Origin of the sequence: Actinophytocola xanthii (assembly GCF_001921205.1) — a bacterium.
Lineage (GTDB): Bacteria > Actinomycetota > Actinomycetes > Mycobacteriales > Pseudonocardiaceae > Actinophytocola > Actinophytocola xanthii.
In genome coordinates this window covers 38,267-46,396 of record NZ_MSIE01000038.1, presented here as the reverse complement: position 1 = coordinate 46,396, position 8,130 = coordinate 38,267, and the positions used below count along the sequence as shown (strand labels likewise).

At 75.2% G+C, this 8,130-nt stretch carries 8 protein-coding genes; 5 read left to right on the top strand and 3 right to left on the bottom strand.

What is annotated here, in order from left to right:
• The coding region (locus tag BU204_RS20845) for an ABC transporter permease (RefSeq protein WP_075127397.1) at positions 1 to 1,102 on the top strand (1,102 nt) is incomplete at its 5' end.
• On the top strand, positions 1,102 to 2,142 hold the full coding sequence (locus BU204_RS20840) for an ABC transporter ATP-binding protein (RefSeq protein ID WP_075127384.1): 1,041 nt from the start codon (positions 1,102 to 1,104) through the stop codon (positions 2,140 to 2,142). The genes BU204_RS20845 and BU204_RS20840, both read left to right, overlap by 1 nt.
• Here BU204_RS20840 and BU204_RS20835 read toward each other — a convergent pair.
• From BU204_RS20835 to BU204_RS20825, 3 genes are read right to left on the bottom strand one after another with little or no spacing between them, the layout of a single operon-like run.
• Positions 2,126 to 3,019: an ABC transporter permease subunit gene (locus tag BU204_RS20835; RefSeq protein ID WP_332888583.1), complete on the bottom strand. Its 894-nt coding sequence runs from the start codon at positions 3,017 to 3,019 to the stop codon at positions 2,126 to 2,128. The genes BU204_RS20840 and BU204_RS20835 overlap by 17 nt on opposite strands.
• Positions 3,016 to 4,035 (bottom strand): ABC transporter ATP-binding protein, encoded by a 1,020-nt coding sequence (locus BU204_RS20830; RefSeq protein ID WP_075127395.1) that lies wholly within the window; start codon positions 4,033 to 4,035, stop codon positions 3,016 to 3,018. The genes BU204_RS20835 and BU204_RS20830 overlap by 4 nt, the downstream gene beginning before the upstream one ends.
• A gap of 14 nt (positions 4,036 to 4,049) precedes the next feature.
• Positions 4,050 to 5,147: a LolA family protein gene (locus BU204_RS20825; protein ID WP_075127383.1), complete on the bottom strand. Its 1,098-nt coding sequence runs from the start codon at positions 5,145 to 5,147 to the stop codon at positions 4,050 to 4,052.
• Between the two features lie 149 nt (positions 5,148 to 5,296).
• Here BU204_RS20825 and BU204_RS20820 point away from each other — a divergent pair, with 149 nt between their 5' ends.
• From BU204_RS20820 to BU204_RS20810, 3 genes are read left to right on the top strand one after another with little or no spacing between them, the layout of a single operon-like run.
• Positions 5,297 to 6,013: a response regulator transcription factor gene (locus BU204_RS20820; protein ID WP_075127394.1), complete on the top strand. Its 717-nt coding sequence runs from the start codon at positions 5,297 to 5,299 to the stop codon at positions 6,011 to 6,013.
• The gene (locus BU204_RS20815; protein WP_332888582.1) at positions 6,010 to 7,356 is read left to right on the top strand and encodes a sensor histidine kinase; all 1,347 of its coding nucleotides are present in this window, start codon (positions 6,010 to 6,012) and stop codon (positions 7,354 to 7,356) included. Before BU204_RS20820 ends, BU204_RS20815 begins: the two co-directional genes overlap by 4 nt.
• Positions 7,353 to 8,114: a (deoxy)nucleoside triphosphate pyrophosphohydrolase gene (locus BU204_RS20810; RefSeq protein ID WP_083661480.1), complete on the top strand. Its 762-nt coding sequence runs from the start codon at positions 7,353 to 7,355 to the stop codon at positions 8,112 to 8,114. The genes BU204_RS20815 and BU204_RS20810 overlap by 4 nt, the downstream gene beginning before the upstream one ends.
• Positions 8,115 to 8,130: the final 16 nt, after the last annotated feature.

Here is an 8,130-nt window from a genome sequence, read left to right as displayed (position 1 = left end):
CACCTCGGTGACGCTGCCCGCCCTCACCCCCGCGCTGACCTCGGCCGCCGCCGTCGTGTTCCTGTTCTGCGCGACCAGCTTCGGGGTGGTGCTGATCCTCGGCGGCTCCCGGTACCGGACGCTGGAGACCGAGATCTACCTGCGTACCGTCGAGCTGCTCGACCTGTCCGGGGCGGCGGCGCTCTCGCTGGTGCAGGTGGCGGCTGTGGTGGCGGCGCTGTCGGTCGGCGCGCTGGCCCGGCGCCGCCGGGAGACGGCGCTGGCGCTGCGGGCGACCTCGACCGTCGCCGGCCGCCCCCAGGGCCCGCTGGCCTGGGCGGCGGTGGCCGCGGCGCTGGGCGTGGTCGTCCTGCTGGTCGTGCCGGTCGCGGTGCTGGTGTACCGGTCGCTCGGCGACGGGTTGGCCGGGTACCGGGCGCTGACCGGGTTCGGCTACGCCGGGTCGTTGCAGGTCTCCGGGCTGTCGGCGGCGATGAACTCCCTGCGTGCGGCAACCGACGCGACGCTGCTCGCGGTACTGCTCGGCACCCTGGCCAGCGTCGTGCTGGTGTCGCTCTCGCGTGGACGCGCCCGGCGGGGGCTGGTCGAGGCGCTCGACACGGCGCTGATGCTGCCGCTCGGGGTGTCCGCGGTCACCGTGGGTTTCGGGTACCTGGTGACGCTCGACCTGCTGCCCGGGGACCTGCGGACCTCGCCGGCGCTGGTGCCGTTGGCCCAGGCGCTGGTGGTGACCCCCCTGGTGATCAGAATGCTGCTGCCGGTGCTGCGGTCGATCGACACCCGGCTCCGGCAGGCCGCGGCCGCGCTGGGTGCCTCGCCGGCCCGGGTGTGGCGGGAGGTCGACCTGCCGGTGGCCGGCCGGACCCTGCTGACCGCGACCGCGTTCGGCTACGTCGTCGCGCTCGGCGAGTTCGGCGCGACGAGCTTCCTGGCCCGGCCGGACACGGCGACGCTGCCGGTCGCGATCGCCCGGCTGATCTCCCGGCCGGGTGAGCTGAACAACCAGATGGCGTACGCGGCGTGCACGCTGCTGATCGTGGTGACCGTGCTGGCGGCGGCCCTGGTCGAGTCGGTCGGCCGGGCGAGGGTCGGGGAGTTCTGATGGCGCTCGCGGTGTCCGGGCTGTCGGTCCACTACGGGTCGCTGGCGGCGGTGGCCGAGGTGGACCTGGCGGTCGCCGACGGCGAGGTGCTGGCGCTGCTCGGGCCGTCCGGGTGCGGCAAGTCGACGCTGCTGCGCGCGGTGGCGGGCCTCGAGCCGGCCACCGGCCGGGTCCGCTGGGACGGAACCGATCTCGCCGGCGTGCCGGTCCACCGCCGCGAGTTCGGCCTGGTCTTCCAGGACGGTCAGCTGTTCCCGCACCGGGACGTGGCCGGCAACGTGGCGTTCGGCCTGCGGATGCGGCGGCTGCCCGATCGCGCGACCCGGACCGCGGAGCTGCTGGAGCTGGTGGGCCTCGCCGGCTACGAGCGCCGACGGGTGACCGAGCTGTCCGGCGGCGAGCAGCAGCGGGTCGCACTGGCCAGGGCACTCGCGCCCCGGCCGCGACTGCTGCTGCTCGACGAACCGCTGTCCGCGCTGGACCGCGCGCTGCGCGAGCAGCTGGCGCTCGACCTCGCCCGGGTGCTGCGGGTGGCCGGCACGACGGCGCTGGTGGTCACCCACGACCACGACGAGGCGTTCACGCTCGCCGACCGCGTGGCGCTGATGCGGGCCGGCCGGATCACCCAGGTCGGGCCGCCGGCCGAGGTCTGGCGCCGGCCGGTGGACGAGGACACGGCACGCTTCCTCGGCTGCACCAGGGTCGTCGAGGCCACCGTCGAGTCCGGCGTCGCCCGCTGCCCGGTGGGGGAGGTCGCGCTCCCCTGGGCCCCACCGGGCGAGGTGCGGCTCGGCCTGCGCCCCACCGCCCTGCGCACCAGCCCGGACACCGGGGTCGCCGGCGAGGTGGTGGAGCGGGTCCACCGCCGCGACCACGTCCGGCTCCGGGTCCGCCTGGCGGCGGGCCCGCTGGCCGGCACGCTCGTCGACGCCGTGGCGGGCGTGACCGACCCCGCCGACGAGGGCAGCCCGGTCCACCTGGTGCTCGACCAGGACGGCGTCGCGCTGCTCCCCGCCGAAGGGCTCAGCCGTCCCGGCTGACCATGCGGGCCAGCGCCAGCGAGTAGCCGATCAGGATGTAGCAGAGCGCGCGGAGCAGACCCTCGGTCAGGCCGTCGGTGGGCATCGGGTCGCGGATGATGTCCCCCAGGCTCTCCCAGCTCGCGTTGATCAGCACCGGGTGCAGCCAGCTCAGCGACTCCAGCGCGTTGAGCACGGTGAACGTGATGATGCCGCCGGTGGCGGCGGCCAGGACCACCAGCGGGTGGTCGGTCCAGGTGGAGATGGCCAACGCGACCGCGGCGACCGCCCAGACCTGCACGGTCACCAGCAGCGCCAGCAGCGCGACCCGGCCAAGCGACGGCCAGAACGGCAGCGTGGTGCCCGACATCGTGAGCATGCCGTCGCCGCCGAGCAGCACAAGCCCGCACAGCACGGCGCTCACCGAGATGACGACCACGGCGAGCAGGCACAGCGTGGCCACGCCGAACGCCTTGACCGCGAGCAACCGGGCCCGGCTCACCGGGGCGAGCATCAGGTTGCGCAGCCCGCCGGTGGCGGCCTCGCCGGCTATCGCGTCCGCCGCCCACATCGCCCCGACCAGCGGGAGCAGCATCGCGAGCGTGAGCAGCAGCACGAAGACCGGCAGGATCAGCCCGTTGCCCTCGAGGAGCGCGGCGATGCCCTCGACAGCCGAGCCGCCGGGGCCGGCGCCCTGGTCCGGCATCCCGGCGGCCACCGAGATGCTCACCCCGGCGATCACCGGGACCAGCGCGAGCAGACCGAGCGCGACCAGCGTCCTCGGTCGGCGCAGCATGAACCGGACCTCCGAGCGCAGCAGCCGGCCCAATGGAGCGCGGCTCCTGGTCGTGGTCAGCACGGCGGGCATGGCCGCCGCTCCCACGGTTCCGGTGGTCACTGCGGTGCCTCCTCGTCGTGCAGCTCCTCCACGTCGGAGAGCCGGGCCTCGTTGGTCTCCGCCTCGGTGAGCCGGGCGAACAGGTCCTCGAGACCGGTGCGTTGACGCCGCACCTCGTGCACCGCGACGCCGGCCCCGACCAGGGTCGCGACGACCTCGGGCGCGGTGGTCGCGGTCAGGTCGACGTGCACGCCGTCCGGTGTGGACCGGGCGGGCATCCGGTTGTCCCGCAACGCGTCGACGGCGACCTCGACGTCGGGTGTGGACACCAGCAGGCCGGCCCCGCCGGCCTCGAGCAGCTCCCGCAGCTCACCCTGAGCCACGACCGAACCCCGGTGCAGCACGGCGACGTGCGTACAGGTCGCCTCGACCTCGGCCAGCAGGTGCGAGGACACCAGCACCGTGGTGCCGGCCGCGTGCAGGTCGGCGATGACCGCCCGCACCTCGCGGGTGCCGGCCGGGTCCAGCCCGTTGGTGGGCTCGTCGAGCACGACGAGGCGCCGGGGCAGCAGCAGCGCGGCGGCGAGCCCGAGGCGCTGCTTCATGCCCAGCGAGTAGCCGCGGTAGCGGCGGCCGGCGGCGGCGCTCAGCCCGACCCGCTCCAGCGCCTCCCCCACGGCCCGGGGGATGTCCGGCGTGGCCAGCCGCGGTTCCGCGGCCGCACAGCGGGTCAGGTTCTCCCGGCCGGACAGGAACGGGTGGAAGCCCGGCCCCTCGACCAGCGCACCCACCTCGGGCAGCGCCCACGCCGCCCCGTCCGGCAGCCGGTGTCCCAGCAGCTCCACCGAACCGGCCGTCGGGGTGACCAGGCCGAGCAGCATCCGGATCGTGGTGGTCTTCCCGGACCCGTTGGGTCCGAGCATGCCCAGCACCGCGCCGACCGGTACCTCGAGGTCGACGCGGTCGACCGCGACCGTCTTGCCGTACACCTTGCGCAGCCCGGTGGTCCTGGCCGCCAAACCGGCGGGGGCCCCCGCGGCGACTGCCGCGGGGGCCTCCTCCTCCCCGATAACCATGCCGGTCACGGTAGTCACTTCAGCTGCTCGGCAGCCTCGATGACCACCTGCTCGGGCACGAAGCCGACGGCGACCTTCCCGTCCTCGGTGACCAGGGCCGTGCCGACCTTGGTCTCGATCACGTAGCCGGTGCCGAACTCGCCGCTGACCTGCTTGCCGAGCGACCCGAGCAGCTCGAGCGGGTTCTGCCCCTCGACGACGAGGTCCCTGCCCTCACCGCGGGGGGTGGGCATGGTCAGCGCGCCCTCGGGCAGCGTGCCGGTGGCCACGATGTCCCAGCCCTCGCCGTAGGTGGCGAAGTCCAGCTCACCGAAGACGTCCTCGGGCGTGCGGCCCCGGGGCGCCTGGTCGGGCTTCTCCTCGGTGACCTCGGCCCCGGCCGGCGGCGTGAAGCGGAACAGCCCCGCGTCCTGCGTGCCGTCGGCGAACTCGGTGAACCCGACCTTCAGCGCCGGGTCGGCCTGCCCGTTGGCGAGCACCTCGAGCTGCAGCGGAACGCGCGTCTCGGAGTCGACCGAGACCCGCACCTCGCGCAGCAGGGTCCGCTCGGTGGGCTTGGGGCTCAGCACGAGCTGGTAGACCGGCCGCTCGGCGACCCTGGCCGTGCCGTCGACCACGACCGAGCTGTGCGCCCGCATCGCGTTCACGATCTCGCGGGCGGCGGTCGCCGGGTCGGCGAGGCGGCTCTCCAGCGGCTTGTCCGCGTGCTCACCCTTGGCCGCGTCGTGCGGCACCTTGGTGACCGAACGCTCGGTGGAGTTCCAGATCCACACGGTCGAGCCGTCGTCGATCACGGTGGTCTCGTTGCCGTTGCCGGCCATCTGGACCCGGTGCTTGCCCTGGCCGTCGGTGAAGACCCGGATGTCTCCCTCGCCGGCCGTGCCCGGCAGGCCCGGGATGGGCAGGCCGAGGTCGTTCTCCATGGCCACCGTCCCGGACAGCGCCGGTACCTCGGCGCTGAGCACCGACTCCACCAGCTCGTCCGCGCCGATCGCCGGCAGGGCGGGCGGAGCCTCTCCGGCACCGGCCGGCGAGGCCAGCAGCACCAGCCCGGCCACGCCCGCGACGGTCCCGGCCGCCGCGACCGAGAGCACGGTCTTCTTGGTTTCCATCAGGCACCCCTTGTTTCAGCTCCATGTTGTTCCCGTGCCATTGAGATTGCCCCACTGCTACTGAGATGACGCTGAGAGCGAACCTCAGGCTGAGAACGCGCTGAGAGTTCACCCACGGGCTGGGCAGGGGACCGGGCATGCTGTTCCCCATGAAACCGCGGGTGCTGGTGGTGGACGACGAGCCGGGAGTGCGCCGGGCCCTGCAGCGGGGGCTGACCGCCGAGGGCATGGAGGTCGTCGTCGCGGGAGACGGGCCGAGCGCGCTGGACATCGCGCGCACCGGGGCGTTCGACGTGGTCCTGCTGGACATCATGCTGCCCGGCCTGTCCGGCTACCGCGTGCTACAGCAGCTGCGTGCGGAGGGCGTGACAACGCCGGTGCTGCTGGTGTCGGCCAAGGACGGGGAGATCGACCAGGCCGACGGCCTCGACCTCGGCGCGGACGGGTACCTGGTCAAGCCGTTCTCGTTCGTGGTGCTCGTCGCGCAGGTCCGGGCGGTGCTGCGGCGCGGGGCGGGCGACGGCGCGGAGCGGCGGCTGCGGGTGGGCGAGCTGGTGGTGGACCGGGCCATGCGCGAGGTGCGCTACTCCGGCGAGGTCGTGCCGCTCTCGCCGCGGGAGTTCGCCGTGCTCGAGGTGCTCGCCAGCCGGGCGGGTGCCGTGGTCACCAAGGACGAGCTGCTGCGTGCGGTCTGGGGCGACGAGCTCGCCGCCACCCGGAACGCGGTCGAGGTCTACGTCGGCTACCTGCGCCGCAAGCTGGACGCGGCCGGGGCCGGCGGGATCGTGCGCACCGTGCGCGGCCACGGCTACGTCGCCTCCAGCAGTGAGCTGGACGCGGTGCTCGAAACCGGTCGCGGCCGTTGAGGGGTGCGCTCGGGCGGGTCGTGGGGCTGCTGTGGCTGCGCCGGACGCTGCGTTTCCGGATCACCATGGTCGCCACGGCCGCGACGCTGGCCGGGCTGCTCGTCCTGGCCGCCCAGACCAGCCAGCTGATCGGGCCGCTGCTGGTCAGCTCGGCGGACGCCCAGCTCGAGTCGATCCTCGACGAGGCCGTGGACAGCGTCCGGGAGGGCGCCGCGCCCTCCGCGGACGCGGTCGGCGTGCGCGCGCGGGTGCTGGACACCGCCGGCGCCCCGGTCGACGGCCAGCCCCGGATCCCGCTGACCCCCGAGGAGCTCCGCTCGCTCAAGGCCGGCACCCCGGTCCTGCGCTCGGTCGACCCGCCGCTGCGCTGGGTCGGGACGGTGACCAGCGACCCCGCCGGCCGGCAACGCCTGGTGATCGTGGGCACCACGCTGACCGGGTACTTCGTCGCCCAGGACCGCGCGCTGAACTGGCTGCTGGTCGCGGCCCTGATCGGCTCGGCCGTGACCGGGACCGCCACCTGGTTCGCGGTGCTGTCCTCGCTGCGCCCGGTGGAGCGGCTGCGGGGCGCCGCGACCCGGCTGCCGCCCGGCCACCGGCTGCCGCTGCCCAGCGCGCACGACGAGCTGCGCTCGCTGGCCGCGGCGTTGAACGGCCTGCTGGCCCGCCGCGACGAGGCCACCGAGCGGCTGCGCCGGTTCACCGGCGACGCCGCCCACGAGCTGCGCTCACCGGTCACCTCGATCCGCGTACAGGCCGAGGTCGCGGTGGTCAACCCGGACCCCGACCTCGCCCACGAGGTGCTCGCCGACGTCGTGCACGAGTCGGAGCGGCTGTCGGCGCTGGTCGAGGGCCTGCTCACGCTGGCGCGCTCGGACGCGGGCGAGATCCCCGCGGCCCAGCCGGTGGACGTGTGCGCGGCGGCGAGGGCGGCGGTGGCCAGGGCGGCCCCGGGCGGGCCGGTGGTCACGGCGAGCACCCCGACCACGGCCTGCTGGGTGTCGGCCGCGCCGGCCGAGGTGGACCTGGTGCTGGACAACCTGCTGCGCAACGCCGTCCGGCACGGTCGGGCGATGGTCGCCGTCTCGGTGCTGCCGCGGGCGGGCGCGGTCTGGCTGGTAGTCGACGACGACGGCGCGGGTGTGCCCGAGGAGCACCGCCAACGGGTGTTCGACCGGTTCTACCGGGTGCAGGACCACCGCTCCCGCGACTCCGGCGGTGTCGGTCTCGGGCTGGCCCTGGTCGCCGAGGTCGTGCGGCGCCGGGGCGGCACGGTGTCGGTCGCCGAGTCCCCCGAGGGCGGTGCCCGCTTCCAGGTCCGGTGGCGGGCCATGCGGACATGACCGGCTCCGTGCTGCGGCAGACCGTGTTGGTCGACGCGCCTGCCCGGGCCGTCTCGGCCGCGTTGACCGAGCGGGCGCTGTTCGGCGGCACCGGGGTGCTCGCCCCGGGGGACGAGCTCCCCGTCCTGCTGGCCCGGTTGCGGGTCGCCGAGTCGTCCGTGGACGAGCTGCGGCTCGTGCCGGTCGGCGGGTGGGGCCTCTCGCTCTCCCTGCGGCTGGCGCCGACCGGCGCGGGGGTCCTCGTGACCTGCACGGCGTCCTGGCGACGCCCGGGCATGGCAGCACGGCGGCCGGTGCTGGCACTGCTCGGCTCGCTCGTGGAGACCGTGCGGGAGCGGGCTGTCGCCCTGGCTGGGGCGGACCTCGTGGTGGGCGCGGCCATCGTGCGCGGCGGCGCCCTGCTCGCCCAGCAGCGCGCCTACCCCGCCGCCGCGGCCGGCCGCTGGGAGCTGCCCGGTGGCCGGGTCGAACCGGGCGAGGCCCCGGTGGCGGCGCTGGCCCGGGAGTGCGTCGAGGAGCTCGGGGTCGAGATCCAGGTGGGCGAACCCGTCGGCCCGGACGTGGTGGTGCCGGGCGGCGCCGTGCTGCGCGTGCACGGCGCCACGCTCGCCGACCCCGCCGCGACCCCGCACCCCTTCGACCACCACGCGCTGCGCTGGCTCACCGCGGGTGAGCTGGGCACGGTGGACTGGCTGCCGGCCGACCGGGTCCTCGTCCCGGCCCTGCGCAGGCTGCTGCGCGCGCCGGAGCACGGCTGAACACGGCCGAGCACGC